Origin of the sequence: Dyella japonica DSM 16301 (assembly GCF_001010355.1) — a bacterium.
Taxonomy (GTDB): domain Bacteria; phylum Pseudomonadota; class Gammaproteobacteria; order Xanthomonadales; family Rhodanobacteraceae; genus Dyella; species Dyella japonica.
In genome coordinates, this window is the sequence record NZ_JPLA01000151.1 from 1 (window position 1) to 394 (window position 394).

At 37.3% G+C, this 394-nt stretch carries 1 protein-coding gene; it reads right to left on the reverse strand.

The genetic code is table 11. The features are described 5' to 3' along the window. A partial coding sequence (locus tag Y882_RS21065) for a hypothetical protein (protein WP_484488293.1) occupies positions 1-325 on the reverse strand: 325 nt, incomplete at its 3' end. Between the last annotated feature and the right edge of the window lie 69 nt (positions 326-394).

The following is a 394-nucleotide window of genomic DNA, read 5'->3' on the forward strand; positions in this document are numbered from 1 at the left end:
CTGCTTTAGTGAGCAGTGCAATTTTATCGCACAATTTAAAGCTAATACCGCCTTTAGAATCGGAAGTAGAATTAGCACTTTCTTGAACCGGGACCGGGAAGAAATCTTCGTCTGGCTTATTATCAATCTTTTCAGGTGTAGGTAATGCTTTAAACAACTCATCAGAAGTTTCGTTCTCAACCACTTTAACAGGTATCGCGTTCTCAATTACTTCAAGACAGGTCCCTCCTGTATTTTGAATAGCGGTAGATGTTTGTAATTTTTGCTCTAATAATGTAGCTAATCGGTCTAATTTAGAGCTTATTGCAATAGAAACTTCGTTTATACTTTTAGTGCCTTAAGTTTGTTTTTCAATAACTTCTGCGATAAGCTCTGTGCCTTCAGCAGTGTTATC